16 protein-coding genes and 3 pseudogenes are annotated in these 19,544 nt (G+C 60.8%); 10 read left to right on the top strand and 9 right to left on the bottom strand.

The features are described from left to right. The 5 genes and pseudogenes from AB4Y31_RS31370 to AB4Y31_RS31350 all read left to right on the top strand — a co-directional run. Positions 1–198, top strand: a pseudogene (locus tag AB4Y31_RS31370) (amino acid ABC transporter permease); the annotation flags it as partial. 28 nt (positions 199–226) lie between these two features. Next, complete coding sequence (locus AB4Y31_RS31365; RefSeq protein ID WP_368677381.1) at positions 227–1,105, top strand: dihydrodipicolinate synthase family protein; 879 nt, start codon at positions 227–229, stop codon at positions 1,103–1,105. 78 nt (positions 1,106–1,183) lie between these two features. Further along, complete coding sequence (locus AB4Y31_RS31360) at positions 1,184–2,473, top strand: NAD(P)/FAD-dependent oxidoreductase (protein WP_368677380.1); 1,290 nt, start codon at positions 1,184–1,186, stop codon at positions 2,471–2,473. Between the two features lie 18 nt (positions 2,474–2,491). Further along, complete coding sequence (locus tag AB4Y31_RS31355; protein WP_368677379.1) at positions 2,492–3,973, top strand: aldehyde dehydrogenase family protein; 1,482 nt, start codon at positions 2,492–2,494, stop codon at positions 3,971–3,973. A gap of 130 nt (positions 3,974–4,103) precedes the next feature. Continuing rightward, on the top strand, positions 4,104–4,811 hold the full coding sequence (locus tag AB4Y31_RS31350) for a GntR family transcriptional regulator (RefSeq protein WP_368677378.1): 708 nt from the start codon (positions 4,104–4,106) through the stop codon (positions 4,809–4,811). Between the two features lie 34 nt (positions 4,812–4,845). Here the strand turns inward: AB4Y31_RS31350 and AB4Y31_RS31345 are convergent, their stop codons facing one another. Continuing rightward, positions 4,846–6,249: a PLP-dependent aminotransferase family protein gene (locus AB4Y31_RS31345; RefSeq protein WP_368677377.1), complete on the bottom strand. Its 1,404-nt coding sequence runs from the start codon at positions 6,247–6,249 to the stop codon at positions 4,846–4,848. Between the two features lie 164 nt (positions 6,250–6,413). On the opposite strand from AB4Y31_RS31345, the gene AB4Y31_RS31340 reads away from it, so the two are divergent. From AB4Y31_RS31340 to AB4Y31_RS31330, 3 genes are all read left to right on the top strand, one after another. Beyond that, positions 6,414–7,814, top strand: coding sequence for a glycerate kinase (locus tag AB4Y31_RS31340; protein WP_368677376.1), 1,401 nt, complete (start codon positions 6,414–6,416; stop codon positions 7,812–7,814). 1 nt (position 7,815) lies between these two features. Continuing rightward, positions 7,816–9,090, top strand: coding sequence for an enolase C-terminal domain-like protein (locus AB4Y31_RS31335; protein ID WP_368677375.1), 1,275 nt, complete (start codon positions 7,816–7,818; stop codon positions 9,088–9,090). Between the two features lie 70 nt (positions 9,091–9,160). Next, positions 9,161–10,282: a tyramine oxidase subunit B gene (locus tag AB4Y31_RS31330; RefSeq protein ID WP_368677374.1), complete on the top strand. Its 1,122-nt coding sequence runs from the start codon at positions 9,161–9,163 to the stop codon at positions 10,280–10,282. Between the two features lie 194 nt (positions 10,283–10,476). On the opposite strand, the gene AB4Y31_RS31325 is transcribed toward AB4Y31_RS31330, so the two are convergent. Next, positions 10,477–11,229 (bottom strand): SDR family oxidoreductase, encoded by a 753-nt coding sequence (locus AB4Y31_RS31325; RefSeq protein ID WP_368677373.1) that lies wholly within the window; start codon positions 11,227–11,229, stop codon positions 10,477–10,479. Between the two features lie 275 nt (positions 11,230–11,504). On the opposite strand from AB4Y31_RS31325, the gene AB4Y31_RS31320 reads away from it, so the two are divergent. Both AB4Y31_RS31320 and AB4Y31_RS31315 read left to right on the top strand, forming a co-directional pair. Then, positions 11,505–12,107, top strand: a complete 603-nt coding sequence (locus AB4Y31_RS31320; RefSeq protein WP_368677372.1) for a TetR/AcrR family transcriptional regulator — start codon at positions 11,505–11,507, stop codon at positions 12,105–12,107. A gap of 9 nt (positions 12,108–12,116) precedes the next feature. Further along, a complete protein-coding gene (locus AB4Y31_RS31315) occupies positions 12,117–12,821 on the top strand; it encodes an SDR family oxidoreductase (protein WP_368677371.1) in 705 nt (234 codons plus the stop codon). Between the two features lie 168 nt (positions 12,822–12,989). Here AB4Y31_RS31315 and AB4Y31_RS31310 read toward each other — a convergent pair. From AB4Y31_RS31310 to AB4Y31_RS31280, 7 genes and pseudogenes are all read right to left on the bottom strand, one after another. Continuing rightward, a pseudogene (locus tag AB4Y31_RS31310) lies at positions 12,990–14,510 on the bottom strand (methyl-accepting chemotaxis protein); the annotation flags it as partial. A gap of 183 nt (positions 14,511–14,693) precedes the next feature. Beyond that, positions 14,694–15,839, bottom strand: a complete 1,146-nt coding sequence (locus AB4Y31_RS31305) for a porin (RefSeq protein ID WP_368677370.1) — start codon at positions 15,837–15,839, stop codon at positions 14,694–14,696. Positions 15,840–16,048: 209 nt separating this feature from the next. Beyond that, positions 16,049–16,927: a shikimate dehydrogenase gene (locus AB4Y31_RS31300; protein WP_368677369.1), complete on the bottom strand. Its 879-nt coding sequence runs from the start codon at positions 16,925–16,927 to the stop codon at positions 16,049–16,051. A gap of 95 nt (positions 16,928–17,022) precedes the next feature. Further along, on the bottom strand, positions 17,023–18,054 hold the full coding sequence (locus tag AB4Y31_RS31295; protein WP_368677368.1) for a proline racemase family protein: 1,032 nt from the start codon (positions 18,052–18,054) through the stop codon (positions 17,023–17,025). A gap of 53 nt (positions 18,055–18,107) precedes the next feature. Further along, complete coding sequence (locus AB4Y31_RS31290) at positions 18,108–18,263, bottom strand: hypothetical protein (RefSeq protein ID WP_368677367.1); 156 nt, start codon at positions 18,261–18,263, stop codon at positions 18,108–18,110. Further along, on the bottom strand, positions 18,260–19,276 hold the full coding sequence (locus AB4Y31_RS31285; protein ID WP_368677366.1) for a 4-hydroxyproline epimerase: 1,017 nt from the start codon (positions 19,274–19,276) through the stop codon (positions 18,260–18,262). The genes AB4Y31_RS31290 and AB4Y31_RS31285 overlap by 4 nt, the downstream gene beginning before the upstream one ends. A 70-nt stretch (positions 19,277–19,346) precedes the next feature. Beyond that, a pseudogene (locus AB4Y31_RS31280) lies at positions 19,347–19,544 on the bottom strand (amino acid ABC transporter permease); the annotation flags it as partial.

Raw genomic sequence — 19,544 nt, 5'->3', positions numbered from 1 at the left:
TTGTTCAAGGAGAGCGCGCTGATTTCCTCGGTCGGCGTGGCCGATTTGATGTTCGTTGGACAGAACATCTCGAACAGCACCGCAAGGCCCGTGGAATTGCTCACTACCGTCGCCGTCATCTATTTCCTGGTCGCTTTCCCGCTGACGCGTCTGGTCGGCGTGGTTGAAACGCGATTTCTCAGGCGTTTTGCCTACTAACCAACCCGTCTAACGTGGAGCAACACTCATGCTGATGAAAGGCATTCTTCCCGCGCTCGTCACCCCCTTCAATGCCGCCGGCAGCGTCGATCATGACACGCTCGCGAACATCCTCGAATTCCAGCTCGGGGCTGGCGTCAGCGGCTTTGTTCCGCTTGGCTCGACGGGCGAATACTATGCGCTGACGCACGACGAACGGCGCGCCATTCTGAAGACCGTTCGCGAAGTGGTCGGTGATCGAGGCACACTGATCGCCGGCGCGAATGGATCGTCGACGCGTGAAGTGATCGAGCAAACGCGACTCGTCCGCGACGCCGGCTACAAGAACGTCCTCATTGCGCCGCCCTACTATGCGCTGCCCTCGCAGGAAGAGCTCATCGGCCACTATGAAGCGATCCTGGAAGCAGTGCCGGACGTCAACATCATCCTGTACAACTACCCCGTTCGCACGAACGTCGAAGTTGGCTTCGGCGTGCTGGAAGCATTCAAGGACAACGATCGCGTCGTCGGTATCAAGGAAAGCAGCGGCAACTTGCTGCGCGCGATCGAGATCGGCGAGAAGTACAAGAACCACTACGAACTCTCGTGCGGTTCGGATGACCAAGCACTCGACTTCTTCCTCTGGGGCGCAAGCAGCTGGATTTGCGGCCCGGCGAACTGCTTCGTCAAGCCGGTCGTCGATTTCTACAACAAGTTCTCTGCCGGTGACATCCGTGGCGCGCAGAACGTGATGCGCTCGCTGTTCCCGGTGATGGCGACGATGGAAGCCGGCAAGTTCGTTCAGAAGGTGAAGTATGGCTGCGAGCTCGCGGGCTTCAAGGTTGGCGCGGCGCGCATGCCGCTCAAGCCGTTGACCGAAGAGGAAAAGGCCGACTTCCGTGCGGTATTTGAAGCCGCTCAGGCTTGATGCGAAAACTCGCTGTATAAGGGCCGGCGCTCCGATTGCGCCGGCTTCATGCTTCTACATGATTCGGGAGTACATGAATTGAACGCAGTTCCGAGCGAAATCTCTTCGCACGACACGCGGCCCGCCAGCCAAGAATCCGCCGTGGTGATCGGCGGCGGGATCGTGGGCGTATGCTGCGCGCTGTATCTTCAGCGCAGTGGCTTCATGGTGACGCTCGTCGACCCGGAAGCGCCTGGCAACAGCACGGCGAAGTGGAGCTGCGGCCAGATTGCGATCAGCGAAATCATTCCCCTGTCCAAACCCGGCATCTTGAAGAAGATACCGGGCTGGCTCATGGATCAGACGGGACCGCTCGCGCTTCGCCCCGGCGCATTGCCGGGCATCATCCCATGGTTTTTCCGCTTTCTGATGTGCGCGCGCCATTCGAAGATCGTCGACATTGCGCAGGCCATGGCGACGCTGACGCATGACGTGTTCGCGGATTTCGCTCCGCTGCTCGAGGCCTGCGATGACCAGGCGCTGATGGGCGCACGGCCGGTCCTCGAACTATTCGACGACCCGAGTGCACTTGCGCATGAGAAGCCGCACCTGGACCTGCGGACGTCACTCGGCTTCAAATCGCAGCGGCTTGACGCGAAAGAAATCGGCGATCTCGAGCCGGCGTTCGCCGGAAAATTTTCGCACGGTGTCATCTTCCCCGAGTGGCGTGCCGTGAATGACACGATGGGCTTTATCGCGGCACTGACGGAAAGCTTCGTTGCACAAGGCGGCCGCCGAGTCCGCACCGAAGCAACCCGGATCGACGAATCGAGCGGCCGCGCCACCGGCGTCACACTGGCTAACGGCGACCGGGTAGCCGCTCAGCACGTCGTCGTTGCCGCGGGCACGGGTTCTCGTCGCTTCTTTGGCGCGCTGGGCGTCGACGTCCCGTTGCAAGGCATCGCGGGCTATCAGGCGGTCGTGGCGGATCCGGGTGTCGAAATCCGCCATTCCACCATCTATGCGGCCGGCGGGTTCTGCTTCACGCCGATGACACGCGGGCTGCAGATCGGCGGGACGATCGAGTTCGCCGGCGCCGGCGCCAAACCGAATTTCAAGCGCGCGGACATCATTCTCGAGAAGGCGAAGCGCGTATTGCCGGAGATGCGAACGTCGAAGGTCGAGTACGGCGTCGGGTACCGCCCGTTTCTGCCCGATACCAAGCCGATCATCGATCGATCGCGTCGGTTGTCGAACGTCTTCATGGCATTCGGTCATGGGCAGCTCGGCCTCACGCTCGGCGCGACCACCGGACGCTTGATCGCCGACCTGGTGGCCGGCCGGCCCACGAAGCAGGACCTCACACCTTTCAGCGCCTACCGGTTCTGACACGAAACACCCCCCAATATGAAATCCTACGAGCAACTTTTCATCGATGGCCGTTGGGTAGCACCCGTCCACAACGGGAGCTTCGAGACCATCGATCCGAGCACCGAGCAGACGATCGCGAAGGTCGCTGCCGCGACAGCGGAAGACGTGGACCTCGCGGTCAAGGCCGCTCGCAAGGCGTTCGACGAAGGCCCGTGGCCACGCATGCGCGGCGGCGACCGCGCGGCCGTGCTGCGCCGGATCGGCCAAGGCATCCGAGACCGCCTGCCGGAACTGGCGGAAATCGAAGTGCGCGACAACGGCAAGCCGTTGCCCGAAGCGTTGTGGGACGTCGGCGACGCCGCCGGCTGCTTCGAGTACTACGCCGACCTCGCAGAACAACTCGACGAACGAGCCGAGACGCCCGTTGCGCTGCCCGACGAGCGCTTCAGCTCGGTCGCGCGCAAAGAGCCGGTCGGGGTGGCCGGCGCCATCACTCCGTGGAATTTCCCGATTCTGATGGCGGCATGGAAAGTCGCCCCTGCCCTCGCAGCCGGCTGCACGATGGTGCTCAAGCCGTCGGAACTGACGCCCCTCACTGCCCTCGAACTGGCCCACATCGCGGCCGCCGCCGATCTGCCGCCGGGCGTGCTCAACATCGTGACGGGCACGGGCAAGGACGCGGGCGCCCCGCTCTCGGAGCATCCGGGCATCGACAAACTTGCGTTCACCGGCAGCGTGCCAACCGGCAGCCGCATCATGCAAGCGGCCGCACGCGACATCAAGAACGTGAGCCTCGAACTCGGCGGCAAGTCGCCGTTCATCGTGTTCGACGACAGCGACATCGACGCAGCCGTCGAATGGATCATGTTCGGCATCTTCTGGAATCAGGGGGAAGTCTGTTCTGCGACGTCGCGCGTGCTCGTGCAGCGAGGCATCTACGAACGATTGCTTGCGCGGCTGGAAAAGGAAGCGCGGAAAATCTCCATCGGAAACGGTCTTCAGGAAGGCGTGCTTCTTGGCCCGCTCGTCAGCAAGGGGCAATACGACAAGGTCCGCGAGGCCGTGCAGCGCGGCAAGGATGAAGGCGCGCACCTCATGACGGGAGGAGCTCGCCCCGCGCATCTCGACAAAGGCTACTTCATCGAGCCCGTCGTTTTCGCCGATGTGCCGACCGACAGCTGGATATGGAAGGAAGAAATTTTCGGCCCGGTGGTCTGCATTCGCGCATTCGACGACGAAGCAGAAGCGGTTCGATTGGCGAACGATTCCCGCTTCGGCCTCGGCGCAGCCGTGATGTCGCGCGATGACGAACGCTGCGAACGCGTCGCTCGGGCTCTGCGCGCCGGCATCGTGTGGATCAACTGCTCGCAGCCGACCTTCACCGAAGCGCCATGGGGCGGCTACAAGCAGAGCGGCATCGGCCGCGAACTCGGCGAGTGGGGATTGAACAACTACCTCGAAACGAAGCAGATCACTCGGTACGTGAGCGGCAAGCCGTGGGGCTGGTACATCAGGTAAGGCAAATGCAGTCTGGGCATCCGGCACCCACGCCAGACAGGCATCCAGGTGGTTCCAGGACGGAGCGCGCACAATGATAGACTTGAATGCACGCCCGCTATTTCGGGCCTACAACGGAAGCGGTGGAACGATGACCAAAGCGACGGCGGAAAAAGAAGCCGGTGTGCGCCGACATGGCGGGCGATACATTTACGAAGAACTGCGAAAGCAGATTCTCACCCTGCAACTCAAGCCCGGCGCCCCGCTCGATGAGGTGTCGCTCGCCGAACAGTTCGGCCTGTCACGCTCGCCCGTTCGCGATGCACTGGCTCGACTCATCAGCGAAGGCCTGGTCACCATCTTGCCGAACCGCACGACGCTCGTCACACCGTTCGAGATCGAGGAATTCCCGAAATATATTTCGGCGCTTGACCTCATTCAGCGCGCGGTAACACGGCTCGCGGCGTTGCATCGTACGGACGAGGACCTCAAGCGCCTGCGCAAAGCAGACGACGTATATAAGCGAGCGCTCGGCAGCGGCGATTACCAGGCGATGTCCGAGACCAACAAGGCGCTGCACATGGAAATCGCACGCGCCGCGAATAATCCGTATTTCGTGGGATATTACGAGCGCCTGCTCGGCGAAGGCCAACGCCTGATGCACCTCCACTTCGACTACACGTTGACCACTTCCACAGCAACGCAGCTTGGGCGCGACCACGCCGACCTGATCGATGCGATTGCGCGGCAGGATGCGGATGCGGCGGAGAAGCTCGCCCACGAGCACACGATGCTGTTCCAGAAGCGCTTCCTCGACTACATGCGCCAGAACATGACGGAATCAATCGCGGTGCTGTGAACCGCATCGATGCAGGCGGCCGGGTGCCGCCGCCTCAACGGCCCACGGATTCGGCGAGGAAATTGAACAGCCGGTCGAAATTGCAGTGCGCCACGTTGAATCGCAGCCAACCGGTTTTGGGGCGATCCGCGTAAAACAGATGGCCTGGTGCGAGCAGTATCCGGTTCTCCAGCGCAACGTCGGCTAGTTGCACGGAGTCGAGGTCGGCGTCCGCCGGTCGCGCCCAGACGAACATTCCAGCGCGAGGTTCGCAGAAAACCTCGAATCCGATTGCGTCGAGCCGACGACAGGTTTTCTCCTGCGCCTTCGCGAGGCGCTCCTTCAGCTGCTCCGTTTGCTTGCGGAAGTGCCCCTCGGACAGTATCGAGCTCACGAGCTGTTCGGTGACCGTAGGAGTCGACATGCCCGATACGAGCTTCTGGTATAGCAACCCTTCGATGATCTCACTGTCCGCAGCCACGAAACCGACGCGCAATCCTGCACCGATCGTCTTCGAGAAGCTGCCGATATAGATCACGTGCTTGAGTTGATCCATCGACGCGAGCGTTGGATGAGAACCTTGCACGAGATCGGCCGAGACATCGTCTTCCGCGATCAGGCAATCGTGCTGCTCCGCAATTTTCAGCACTTGGAATGCGGTCGCGGAACTGTAGCTCGCGCCTGTCGGGTTGTGCAATCGGCTATTCGTGAAATAGAGCTTCGGGCGGTGCGTGTGCAGTGCCGCCTCCATCGCCGCCACATCGGGACCGCAGGCCGTCATCGGAATGCCGATGCTTCGAACCTCGCGTCGTCGCAACGCGACCAGCAGGTCGCTATAGCATGGCTCGTCGACGAGCACCGTGTCGCCAGGCTGGGTAAATTGCCGTGCGACCAGATCGAGCGCCTGATTCGCGCCTAACGTGGTCAATACACCGACGAGATCCGTCTCGATCTCGACTTCGGCCAGTCGCCTCACGATCTGCTCGCGTAGCGGCTCATATCCTCTGGCGTGTCCATAACCAAGGAGCCCCTCGGGATGCGAAGCCAGCTGCCTGAGCGCCCGTGCGATACCGTCGCTATCGAACCACGCTTCCGGAAGCCATCCGGCACCCGCGTGAATCGTGCCTTCGCTCGAAGCGAGAAAGTTGCGAACCAGCCAGCCATTGGTAACCTGCTCGTCCAGTGTTTCCGCTACCTTGCGCGGCGGTGCCGCGCTCCGGTCGGACACGAAGAAGCCTGCTCCGCGCCGCGCGAATAGCACGCCTTGCGCAACCAGCCGGTCGTATGCCTCGACCACGGTGAAGGTGGATACACCGTGCGCGTCAGCGAATGTGCGAATGCTCGGCACCCGCATGCCAGCCCGCCAGCGCTTCTCCTCCACTTCCGTCGTCACGCCCGCCACGATCTGGAGGGTGAGCGGCGTCTGCGAAGCGGGATCGAGCGTGAGAAGGGGTTTCATTTTGCGCGTTGCCGATGAAGAGGACAGCCGACTGTAGAGGCGTCGGCACCTATACAGCGATCCGGCAGCCTACCCAAGTGTACATGTATCTGTTTGATGCGTTTGCCTAAATTGACGAACAGTTATCGACATCGACACAGCGGTACATCGCATCGCATTTCCCTATGAAGAAAATACGAAACTCGACTGAATTGCTCTTACTAGGCGACGTGGACTCGAGGCGCATTGTTCTTGAGATTGCAGAGCGCACGCTCGACAGGCTCGACAGCTATCAGCGCATCAGAAGCATCATGCGCATGGAAGGCAGCGTGCTACATATCGGCACGCGTTCATGGGACTTGGCGCGAAAGCGCAACGTCTATCTGATTGGCGCCGGGAAGGCCTGCAACCATATGGCGATGGCCGTGGACCATGTGCTCGGCGACCACCTCACGCGCGGCATCGCCATCGTCAAGATCCGTGAGGAGACAGACCACTTCAACCGCACCCAGGTGTTCGTCGGCGGTCACCCGCTGCCGAACGCCGAGGGATATCGCGCCTCGAAGCAGATCATCGAGCTCGTCGATCAGGCAGGACCGGACGACCTGTTCATCGCCGTCATCAGTGGCGGCAGCTCCGCACTGATGTCATGTCCGATCGACGGCATCTCGCTGCAGGATGAAATCGACACGACTGACGTGCTGCTGAAGTCGGGTGCGGGCATTTACGAAATCAACGCGGTGCGGCGTCACATTTCGGCGCTCAACGGCGGCATGCTCGCAAAGCGCATTCGCGACGTGGGCGCGGAGCTGATCGGCTTCGGTATCAGCGATGCGGTCGGTTCGCCGGCAACGGGCGACATCGCCGTGCCCTACGCGGCCTACAAGAGCACGCCAATCGGCCCCGACATGACGACGCTCGACGACGCGCGCGCGACGATCGTCAATCGCAACGTTGCGGACCGGCTGCCCCGAAGTGTCGTCGACTATCTGATGAACGCCGGCCCTGAGGCCGAGACGCCCAAAGCGTTTCCCGACAACACTTACTTCCTCCTCAACACGTTGCCGGACTCCTGCATCGTCGCGAAGGAAATCTGTGAGCAGATGGGCATCACCGCGATGATCGTCTCCTCCTTCCTCGAGGGAGAGAGCCGCGATGCCGGCACCTTCTTCGCTTCGATCGCGCGCGAGATCCAGACCTACGGCAATCCGATCAACCCGCCGTGCGTGCTGCTCAGTTCCGGCGAGGTAACAACGCTGATCGACGATAACAGCGTGATCAAGGGGCATGGCGGACCGGGGCAGGAAATGACCGTCAGCTTCGCCATCACCGCGGCGAAGACCCAAGGCGCGTGTCTGTTGTCGATCGACAGCGAAGGGACGGACGGCACCGCGAAAGTCGCCGGCGGTATCACCGATTCCGGCAGTTTGGCGGCCGCATCTGCAAAAGGCATCAGCCTGTACCAGGCGTTGCGCGAGCACAGTTGCTTCGAGGCACTCGACGCGATCGGATCGGCGGTCTTCACGGGCAATACCGGCACCAACCTGTGCGACCTCAACATCCTCTATGTTCCGGAGGGCAAGTGACATGGAAGACCGGATCGCATCGGTTAGTGCACAGCAGATCATCGACTGCAAATGCCGCCCCGCCGTGGAAGTCGAGATACGCACTGAAGGTGGTGCCGTGGGCCGAGGCGCCGCGCCTACAGGCACATCCGTCGGCATGCACGAATCGTTCGTCCTGCGCGACGGCGATCCGTCGACTTACAAGGGGCTCAGCGTTCACAAGGCCGTCGACCACGCGGTCAACGTCATCGGCCCAGCTCTGCTCGGCATGAACGTGTTCGATCAGCGCGCGATCGACGAAAAGATGATCGCGCTCGACGGCACGCCGGACAAGCGTCGCCTCGGCGGCAACACGATCTACTCGGTTTCGATCGCAGCATTTCGCGCGGCGGCGGATTCGATATCGATTCCGCTCTACGAGCATATTGCGGGTCGCGATATCAGGACCGTGCCGGTGCCCTGCTTCAATGTGATCAACGGCGGGCGATACGAAGCGCTCACTCAGGCGTTCAACGAGTTCCTGATCGTGCCGTACGGCACCGACAGCGTCGACTTCGCGATCGAGATGGCGGTCGCCGTGTTCCAGAAGCTTGGTGACGTGCTCACCGCATATCTCGACCACAAGCCCAGTGTCGCGAGTTCCTATGGATACGCCGCGCCCTCCGAAGACCCCGAGACCGTCCTCATGCTGATGCAGCAGGCGATCGATGAATGCGGCTACACGGGCCGGATCGCGTTCGCACTCGATTGCGCGTCGAGCGAAATGTACGACAAGGAAACCGGCACTTACTTGCTGAAAGGCGAGCGCGTGTCATCCGCCGAGCTGATCGCTTATGCCAAGTATCTGACCGAGCGATTCAACCTGGTTTTCATCGAGGATCTGCTCGACGAAAACGACTGGACGGGCTTTAGTAGAGCGGTTCAAGAGCTGCGCCGCACGCTGGTGCTGGGGGACGACCTCACGGTGACGAACCTGGCTCTGCTGCAGCGGGCTCACGAAAATCATGCCGTGGACGGGTTCGTGCTGAAGCCCAATCAGGTCGGCACGATCACCGAGGCAATGGATGCTTATCGGTTCGCCGAACGGCATGGCCTGATCGCGGTGCCGTCGGGTCGCTCCGGCGGTGTCGTGGACGACGTCGTCATGGACTTTTCGGTGGGCCTCGAAGTGCCGTTCCAGAAAAACGGCGCACCGCGTTCCGGCGAGCGCATCGAGAAACTGAACTTCCTGATGCGAGCCAATGCGCGAAGCCCCGGGTGCAAGCTCTACGACATCTCCCCACTGCTTCGCTTCTAGCGTCACCCATGCGGCTCGAAGTGTGAGCCGCCGCACCCATCCCATCATTCACTGCGGAAACGCTATTTCCATGTACCCGAAAATCGATTTTCTTTATCTTTCAGAGCCCGATATGATTGCCGCTGGCGTGCTCGATGCCGCGCGCTGCGTCGACGTCTGCGAGGAGACGTTCAGCCTGCTCGGCAAAGGCGATTACTTGATGGGCGGCGCGAATCACAACAACCATGGCATGAATATCGTCTTCCCCAAAGAGACGAAGTTCCCCAACATGCCGGTGGCAGGCCCCGATCGTCGCTTCGCCGCGATGCCCGGTTATCTCGGCGGCCGCTTCGACGTGTGCGGCAACAAGTGGTACGGGTCCAATCACGCCAATGCCGACAAGGGGCTGCCGCGCTCGATCCTCACCATGATGCTCAACGATAAGGACACGGGCGCGCCGCTGGCCCTGATGTCGGCCAACCTGCTGAGCGCCGCGCGAACGGGCGCCGTACCGGGCGTGGGCGCGAAGTATCTGGCGAAGAAGGACTCCCGAACCGTATCGGTGATCGGCTGCGGACCGATCAACAAGGCCTGCTTCACGGCAATCATGACGCAGCTCGGCGCTGTCGAGAAAGTGGTTTGCTTCGACGTGTTCTTGGAAAAGGCCAATGACTTTGCCGGGTGGGTCGAAGAAAAGTATGGTATCGATGCGATCGGCGTCGATGAAGCCGAGCAGGGTTTTCGCGGCGCCGACGTCATCACCGTTGCGGCCTCACGCCTGAAGCCGCTCTACTTCAAGGACGAATGGATCAAGGAGGGAGCGACGATCTTGGTCTCGGGCCCCTTCAATACGGATGAATCCTTTCTCACGAGCTGCAAGATCGTGTTCGATCACACGCCGCTTCAGGAAGCGTATGTCGAAGATGCAATCGCGTCGGGCAACAAAGACGCCTACTACAGCGGCGTCATCGGCGGTCCTTTCTACCGGCTGATCGACGCGGGCAAGCTGCCCGCGCTTGCCGATTCGACCGGTCTTGGCGATGTCGTCAACGGCGTCAAACCGGGGCGCGAAAACGCGGAGGAACGGGTTATTTTCATTGCCTGCGGGATGTCCGTCTTCGACATCAGCTGGGGTTTCGACATGTATCGGAACGCGTTGCAAAACGGTATTGGACAGTCGCTGAATCTGTGGGACAAACCGGTCGCATTGTGACTTGTGACTCGATCTGCCTTTGACTGGCCCCTGGATTGACAGGGGCTCCATCGACTCAAAGAATCACTTTAACGTTCTCGTGCGGGCCGATTACTTCGACGTTGAACTACGTCAGTCCAATGACGTTCGCGAACAATTGGGTCGCCGCTCAACGAGCGGCAAGCGGCCTGATGGCTTCAGCTATGTTGACCGCGTTACCAAGGAAGCGAACCGTCTACATTAGAGAAGGTACCGGTTGGCCCACTCGCGTCAAGGAGAGCGAGACGGACAGGCTCTCGTGCCGCATCTTCTACCGCCCCCGCTCCAGGCGCATGGTTGGTCATGTCGGTCGCGGTAAACCCCGGACAAGCGGCATTGACTTTGATGTTCGTTCCCTCCAACTCAATGGCAAACGCTTGTGTGACCGCATTCAGTGCGGTTTTCGATGCCTGATAAACCCCAACGTAGCTTCGCGAATAGTCCGCCGGATTGTTCTTCAGCGTAAGCGAGCCGCCTGAGCTGGAAATATTGACGATCCGTCCGGCCGGTGCTTTACGCAGGAGCGGCAACATCGCCTGGGTGACGGCGACAACGCCGAACACATTCGTCTCAAACACGAAGCGCATATCGGCAACGGATGCACGGGTCATCTTGTCCCCATCCCTCATTTCCTCCATCGGCGTCCCCGGCTCGATGGGGCGCGAAACCCCAGCGTTGTTGACAAGAACATCGAGACGCTCTAGTTTTTCCTCGATATGCTTCGCCGCCACGTCAATCGACGCCCCGTTTGTGACATCAAGTTCGATTGCATCGGCGTCTGCGCCGACGCTTTTTGCGGCCACTTCACCCAGGGCAAGGTTGCGTGCGCCGACAAGCACTTTGAAGCCTTTCGACGCCAGTTCCTTGGCGATCTGAAGCCCGATTCCTTTGTTTGCACCGGTAACGAGTGCGACAGGTTTGCTATGCATGCTCTCTCCTGGAAAGGGTGAATAGAACCAGCGCACTAGGTTAGAATTTAACCGGAACGCAGATCCGTTTACGGATTATTCGGAACATTGTTCCGCTTTGCAACCCCTCAGCTATGGCTCAGTGCGCCTAGCCTGCCGGCGAGCTGCTGTCGGCGCGCCTTCCTGACTGATCGGTGTCACGGACTCGGCAGGTGCTGCGCGCAGCCGCGCTCAGACGCTCAACCAGTGCCGCAGCCCCTGACTGATTGCCTGACACGTTCAAAAGAGGAAGTAAATTGACGAGTAAGACCGACAAGGCCATTAAGGAAAACACTTCTCGCCCGGTGCGGGCTGACGCACAACGCAACATCGATACGCTCTTGCGGACCGCATTGGCTGTTTTTGACTCGTCTGGCGTGGATGCGCCAGTGCGTGAGATTGCACAGAAGGCTGGCGTGGGGGTGGGTACCATCTATCGCCACTTCCCACGACGTTCAGACCTTATCGCGGCTGTGCTGCGCAATGAGGTGGATGCTTGTGCGGAAGCAGGGACTCGGCTCGCTGCGAAGTACAGTGCGGCTGAGGCGCTGATTCGTTGGGTTGATTGCTACGTTGATTTCGTGACGGCGAGGCGTGGACTGGCCGCGTCCCTGAGTTCGGATGATCCTGCCTTAAAAGCTCTGGCTCCGCACTTTCAGGAACGGCTTCGCCCCGTCGTTCAAAACCTTTTAGACGCTGCCATCGCTTCAGGCCAAATTCGCAAAGGTATCAAGTCCGAGGAGCTTCTGTGTGGCGTGGGAGCTCTCTGCACCCCCGCTGAATATGCCGAACAGCCCGACCCCCGAAGGTTGGTGGAGCTATTCATCGACGGCTTGCGCTATGAGGCTTCCAACCCGTAACATAAACAAATGACAACACTCAAAGTCGCATTGGTCACGGCCGGCGGTAGCGGATTAGGCGCCGCAGCAGCGCGGCGTCTTGCCGCGGACGGCTTCAAGGTCGGCATCCTTTCGTCATCGGGCAAAGGCGAGGCGCTGGCCGCCGAGCTCGGCGGTGTCGGCGTAACGGGATCGAATCAGTCCGAGACCGATCTGCGCGCACTCGTCGATCAGGCGATGGCCGCGTGGGGGCGCATCGACGTGCTCGTCAACAGCGCCGGACACGGACCTCGCGCGCCCATACTCGAGATTTCCGACCAAGACTGGCACAAGGGGATGGACACCTATCTGCTGAACGTCATCCGTCCCACACGCCTGGTGGCACCGATCATGCAGAAGCAACGCGCCGGCGCGATCGTCAATATCTCTACTGCGTGGGCGTTCGAGCCGAGCCCCCTCTTCCCGACCTCCACCGTGTTCCGAGCGGGTCTTGCCGCATTCACGAAGCTCTTCGCAGACCAGTATGCGAGCGACAACGTTCGCATGAACAACGTGTTGCCCGGCTGGATCGACAGCCTTCCGGCGACCGAAGAGCGTCGCATGAGCGTTCCGATGAAGCGCTATGGAAAAAGCGAGGAGATTGCGGCGACCATCGCCTTCTTGGCGTCGGAAGGAGCGGCGTATATCACCGGCCAGAACGTCCGCGTCGATGGCGGCGTCATCAGGTCCATCTAGATTCGTGCGCTGCTTTCGTCCTTTCGTCGCCCGTGGCCGAGAACGACACCATGTGATTTCACGCCTCGCGTTACGTCCGGCCAAGGCGGTGATTCAACGATAGACCCGGTCGGCGTCCGTTGCATCCAGACGAAACGAACCGATCGCCGACCGAAGCTGCCCTCCATCTTCGTCGAGCGAGCGCGATGCGGCCGCAGCTTCCTCCACGAGTGCGGCATTGTGCTGCGTGACTTCGTCCATCTGCGTGACGGCGCGGTTGATTTGGCTGATGCCGCGGCTCTGTTCATGCGAGGCGGCCGCAATCTCGGCCATGATATCGGTAACGCGCGCAATGGCTTTCATCACTTCGGTCATCGTGTGGCCCGCCTCGTCGGCGAGGGAAGCACCGTCGCTGATTTTCTGCACCGACGCCGAGATCAGTTCCTTGATTTCTTTCGCTGCCGTGGACGAGCGCTGCGCCAGAGCGCGCACTTCCCCCGCCACGACGGCAAAGCCACGACCCTGATCTCCCGCACGCGCAGCTTCGACGGCCGCGTTCAGTGCCAGGATATTGGTTTGGAATGCGATACCTTCGATCACGCCAGTGATTTCTGCGATCTTGGCGGAACTGGCGTTGATATCGTTCATCGTGTGGGCGACCTGGGCGACGACCGCATTGCCACGGTGCGAAACCTCAGACGCGGTCGCCGCGAGGGCGCTCGCCTGCTGCGCATTATCCGCATTCTGTGACACCGTTGCGGTCAGTTCTTCCATGCTGGCGGCGGTTTCCTGTAACGAAGCGGCCTGCTGCTCCGTGCGCGACGACAGTTCCGCGTTACCGGCAGCGATCTGGCTCGAGCCATGCACGATGCTATCTGCCGCCTGCCGCACCTGCCCGATCAGCCTTACAAGGCTGGCTTGCATGTCGCCCATCGAAGCGAGCACGCTGCCTTGCGGCGCATCCTGAATGCCGATCAGCGGGCCGAGATCGCCCGCCGCGACACGGCGCGTCAGTTCGCTCAATGTGATCGGGTCGGCGCCGAGCGATCTCGCCATGCTGCGCGTAATCAGCACAGCGCTTGCAAAAGCCGCCAGGACAGCGATGGCGCACAGCGCAATCAGCGTCAAGCGCTCACGTTGGTAGCGCACTGAAGCGGCGTCGACCATCTCATGGGCCTGTGCCTCCCCATAGGCACCATATGCGTCTGTCGCCTTGATCAGTGCGGCAGCCAGCGGGCGGGCCTGATCATTCATCATTAGGATCGCTTCGTCGAACTGCTTGTTCTCAGCGGCCTTCTCCACGGCGGCGGCAACGGGATCGTATTGGGCCTCCACGCGATTGATCGCGGCAACCAGATCTCTGCCTTTCCCTGTCGCATCGGAATCGGTCGCGACCCGATCGTTCAACTCCTTCAGCGCCGCATTGACGTCGGCCCGTGCCTGCGCGACTTCCGTCTTCTCAAATTCGAAATCGTCCGGCTTCGTCACCAGCACCAGGTCGCGCTCGGCAGTTGCCCGGCGGTTCGCGGCGGCTCTCACGTTCTCGGACAGCCTGGCGCGTGCGCTGATGCCATTGACATAGTGGCCAAAGCGGTCGTGCGCCGCGGCGAGCTCGTTCAAAGCCAGCAGCGACACTAGCACCACGAGCGCAGTCAGTGCGCAGAAGGTGACAAGCAACCTTGTTCTTACAGTCATGTTTTGCAGAAACATCGTTTCACCTCAATGGACAGTCGAATTCTGTGCCTGCGTCCCGCGCAACGCTGCTTTCGAAATCCCGCACGTCAGCTTTACATCGAAGAGAAAAAAGCCCGGTGCGAAACCGGGCAACTTGTTCGCGCTCTCGCACGCGAACACTCCTTCATCGTTTCGGCTGCCCGATCCTACGTTTCCCGTTCAAAACTTGTGGCGAATCGCGGCCCGCAACAGAAACTGATTCGAGGTCGACGACACCGCATCCGCCCCCGGCACGTAGGCGACGTCGAGCACCGTACCGGTCTTATCCCCGCCGGCGTGCTGATAGGCGCCCTGGAAATAGACGTCGGTGCGCTTGGACAGGTTGTAGTCCGCCATCAGCCCGGCCGACTGGTAGTTCGGGTGCAGGTTGCCGCTCGTCGCATCGAAGGTCGCTCGCGTGTAGGCGTATTCGGCGCCGACGTAGAACGCCGGCGTGAACTGATACTTCGCGTTGACCTCGAAGTTGTCGAACTTGAGCGACGACAGCGTGGCGCCGCCGGTTGGCGTGATCGCGCCGACGTAGCCTGAACTGACTGGCTGCGTTACGTTCGTGTTGGTATAGGCAAAGCCGAGCGTTGCGCCACCAAACGTGTAGTTGACGCCCGCGCCGACAACGCGAAGGCGCTTGGCCACGAAATTCTCATCGCCACCGTTGTTGATGGCTCCACCCGCGGTCGCCGACGGATTGTTCGCCTGGAGATATGCGGCCGCAAGCAGCAGGCCACCGTTCGCATACTGCGCGCCGACACTGTACTGGCGATTGTTCGCGAAGTTCGTGTCGTTGCTGAAGCTGTAAGTCCCGCCGAATTGGAATCCGGCAAGCGTCGGACTCGTGTACTTGATCGTGTTGTTGACGCGGAACGTGTTGTCCGTGTTGTCGTTGTCGTACGGATGCGAGAAGATTGCGCCGCCCCAATTGCCGTTTGCCGTGGTCTGAGCGAGGTAATCCACGAGCGAATCATATTGCCGTCCAAGCGTGAGCGTTCCGTACTTGTCTTGCGCCAGACCGACGTAAGCCTGGCGACCGAACATCAGCCCCCCTTGGCCGAGCTTGCCGTTGTTGACGTTGAAGCCGTTCTCGATCTGGAAGACGGTCTTCAGCCCGCCACCGAGATCTTCGCTTCCTTTCAAGCCCCAGCGGCTGCCCTGGGCATAGCCGCTTTGCAGTTCGTAGACCTTGCTGCCACCGACATTGTTCGTGTAATTGAACCCCTCGTCGATTATTCCATACAGCGTCACGCTATTCTGCGCGAAGACGGGAAACGACAATGCGGCCAGCGAGGCCGCCAGGACGGTCTTTTTCATTAGTACTCCTAAAGTTTATTTACTAAGGTATTTCCGCTCAACGTGTGGAAGAATGACTCGCCCTGGCGAACAAGCGGAGCACTGCGGACTGCAGCGAGCGTAACGCCCCTCTTTCAAAGATGAGGCGCATACCCGCTTCTACGGCTGAACTGCAAACTGGCAGTCAGGCCAGGTGTGCTAAGAGCGTTTCCCGACCCAACCGTTTAGGATCAGGCTGCCCGCTTGACCATCCCGCGAAGTTCTTCGGGAAAGAGCAGATCGCGAGCAAAGGAATCGTCCTGCCGCAACAGTTCGGCGGCTTGCGGAAGTCCAAAGTAATCGAGAAACAACGGGGACTGCAGGATCAACATGTCGAAGCCGGGCAGCACGACATTGCCTCGCGCCATAGCGGTCCGCAGCAAAGGCGTGGGCTGATTTTTCATCAGGATGTCGCAGACCTGAGCGCCCGCTTCGAGACGATCGGGTGGCACGGGAAGCGGGTCCGACGACTTCAGACCTAATGGCGAAGCGTTGATCACGATCTCGAACCCCGCGGGGTCGTTGTTCTCCTGCACGATCGTCTGAACGGCGTAACGCGCTTCGATCGAGCGCGCAAGCGATGCGGCCTTCTCCGTATCAGGATCAAATACGGCGATTTTCGAAACCTTCGCTTCCGCGAGCGCGGTCGCAATGGCGGATGCGGCGCCGCCCGCGCCAATCAGCAGCGTCGACTTGCCGCGATACGTCAATGCATACCGGTCCATCGACTTCAGGAATCCGAGCCCGTCGAACAGATCGCCCTCGAGTTGGCCGCGCTCATTGCGGCGAATGGCATTGACCGCATTGGCCGTCGCCGCGCCCTTCGAGCAGTGATCGACCAGTTGCGCCGCGGCAGTCTTGTGAGGAATCGACAGCACCATGCCGCGCGTGGTCGGTGACCGGAAAACCGATCGGACCGTTTCGACGAGGTGTTCCGGCCGCACGTGAAGCGGGACCATGACGGCATCGATTCCGCAAAGCGGAAACACCTCGTTGAAAATCTCAGGGGTTCTGACTTGGTCGATCGGGTCAGCGACCATGAAGAAAACGCCGGTTCTTCCGGTAATCATAAGCTTGCCTAAGTGTGGGACGCGTGCGGGACACCGTCCCGTAACTGATCAATACGCGTGAAGGATCTCGCCGACGGCCAACTGGCCGTCTGGCGTCAGGGCGCAGGAAATCCCTCGCCCCATGTGTCGCTAAGCATGAAGCCAGCGGCAAGCGGGTCCTCGGGATCGACGCCGATCTGCTCGACGCTATAGATCCACGCGCGGCCGGTGATGCGCGGCAGCACCGCCGGCCTTCCTCCGATGTCCGCGTGCCCGAGCATTTCGACCTTGAACTCACTGCCGATCGTCGAGCGCGACGTCAGGCGGCTTCCCGGCTCGACCAGACCGCGCGCGGCGAGCGTCGCCAGATTGGCCGAGCTGCCTGTGCCGCACGGCGATCGATCGATCCGCCCCGGCGGCAACGTCGTGCAGGTCTGGTAAGTCGTTTCGTCGAGCCGGTTGCGGAACATGACATAGGCGATCCGGTCGATCTTCGGATAGAGCGGATGCTGCACTTTCACCTGCGCATCGATCTGCGCCCGGAGCGAGACGCCAAAATCCGCCAGGCGGCGAGCGTTGTGAGGCGCAATGTCGATCCCCAACTGACCGACATCGACGAGTGCGTAGTAGACCCCGCCGAACGCGATGTCCACTTTCAGCTTGCCGAAATGCTCCGTGTTGATCTCCAAGTCGAGGTGTTCGACGAACGCGGGCACCATATCGAGCGAAACGCCAACGCAACGTCCATCGCGGCACGTTGCGCGAGCGGTGACAAGACCCGCCGGCGTATCCAGGACGACCGTGGTTTCCGGCTCCTGCATGGGCACCATTCCAAGCTCGAGCAGGGCGGTCACGACGCAGATCGAATTGCTGCCGGACATCGGGTGCGCCTTGTCGGACTGAAGCACGATGAAACCGGCGTGCGCCTCAGGACGCGTGGGCGGAAGCAGCAGATTGACGGACATCTGCAGACAGCCGCGTGGCTCGAACACCACGAGTCGCCGCACGCTGTCGTCGACTTCGTTGATGTAATTCATCTTGTCCAGCATCGTTTCGCCCGGGATGTTCACGACACCGCCGGTGATGACTTTGCCGATCTCGCCTTCGCAATGCACGCCGACCAGCTGCAAGCTCTTTTTCCAACGCATGATTCGTCTACCTCGATTTTGTTGCGTACCGTCTCACGATTTCTGCCGCGCCATTACCCGAAGCGATAGGCACCGAATGGCGACAAGTTCTGCTTCGTGGCGCGCCCGGCAGCAGCACGTCCCGACGATGCCACCTCCCCCCCGACTGCGGCTTCGCTTTCCTTCGCGCTCGCAACCGGCGGCAGATCTTCACGCGAAATAGCGTTCATGCCGTGAACTCCTCGATGCTGAAGCCATGCGCGTAGGGCTGCGCCTCTTCGACGAAGTGTTCACCGCGGCCCGTTATCCACGCGCGGCCTTCGATGCTGGGAAACACCGCGTCGAGCCCGCTCTGCAGCCTAGTGGTGCCTTCTACACGTGCGACGAAACGGCTGCCGATCAGACTTTCGTGTACATATGCTTGCCCGACTGGCAGCAAGCCGCGTGCGTGCCGCTGCGCGGCCCTGGCGGAACTGCCCGTCCCACAAGGGGATCGGTCGATGATGAAATCGCCAGCGATTACTACCGCGCGACCGTGTGCATCGTCGGCGATTGGCTTGCCTGTCCACATGCAGTGTTTGACGCCCTTGATCTTTGGATTGTCGGGATGCACGACGTCGACCGCCTCGTTCACGAGTTTTTGAACCTCGCGACCCATGGCGAGCAATCGATCCGGCTTGAAGTGCTCGCAGCCTGGATAGTTTTCCTGCACTTCAACAATCGGATAGAAGTTGCCGCCGTACGCGATATCGACCGTCAATCTGCCAAGCTGCGGCACGTCGATCTGAACATCGCGATGCAGCAAAAAGCTTGGCACGTTCGTAAAGCGTACTGACGTGACCCGCTTTGCGTTCATCTCATAGCGCGCCGTCACCTGGCCCGCGGGGACGTCCACAACGACGCGCCCCTCCTGCTTCGGGACGACGAGCCCCGATTCCAGTGCGAACGAAATGGAGCCGATCGTCGCATGCCCACACATCGGGAGACAACCCGACGTCTCGATGAAGAGCAGACTGAAGTCCGCGTTGTCGCTGATCGGCGGATAGAAGATCGTGCCGGACATCTGGCCATGTCCGCGCGGCTCCAGCATCAGCGCGCGTCGCACCCAGTCGAAGTACTCGACGAAGTAGAGGCGCCGCTCGTTCATCGTTGCACCAATGAGTTGGGGAGCGCCCTCCACCACCATCCGGACGGGCATCCCCTCGGTGTGGCCTTCGATGCACCTGAACGCAAATCTAGACATGCTTTTCTCATCCTGAACTGTGACGACAATCGTGGCAGACGCTGGCAACACTACGTCGATCCACGCACAGCTAATACGCAAACCTTCTGAGGAAGCGCTTTTCGACAACCCCCACCAGGCGTGTCAGCGGAAACGCAACGGCGAAATAGATGATCCCGACCGTCGTGAGGAACTCGAGCGGTCGCGCGGTGCTGTTCGAAATACTCTCTCCGACGAACATGAGATCGGCCACGCCGACCGAGGAAATGAGCGCACTCTCCTTGAACAG

It is taken from the genome of Trinickia sp. EG282A (assembly GCF_040965455.1).
GTDB lineage: Bacteria > Pseudomonadota > Gammaproteobacteria > Burkholderiales > Burkholderiaceae > Trinickia > Trinickia symbiotica.
Note: the sequence above shows the minus strand (reverse complement) of the source record. Positions and strands in the feature narration are given on the sequence as shown.